General features: G+C 56.9%; 1 protein-coding gene. It reads right to left on the bottom strand.

Features of this window, described 5'->3' with window-relative positions; translation table 11 throughout:
• Positions 1 to 211 (bottom strand): hypothetical protein (locus HMPREF3277_RS14980; RefSeq protein WP_210401173.1); only part of this gene is annotated, 211 nt, incomplete at both ends.

Genomic DNA, 211 nt, shown 5'->3' with positions numbered 1-211 from the left:
TTGTCGGCAGATTCTTCGGACTGTTTGTTGTCGGTTTCGGCAAAGAGGTCGGTATCGGCGGTGCGGTAGTTGTAGTCGGCACTGCGTATGCCTTCGACGATGGGGTTGTGACGGATGCTTAAGTTGAACAGTGCTTCGGTACCGACGCTTTCCAGTCCGGCATGGGGGCGGTAGGAGACGGGCAGACTTTGGTCGCGGAAGTAGTGTTCGG

Source organism: Neisseria sp. HMSC70E02 (assembly GCF_001838645.1).
Classification (GTDB): domain Bacteria; phylum Pseudomonadota; class Gammaproteobacteria; order Burkholderiales; family Neisseriaceae; genus Neisseria; species Neisseria macacae.
This window is presented reverse-complemented; position numbering and strand designations above follow the sequence as displayed.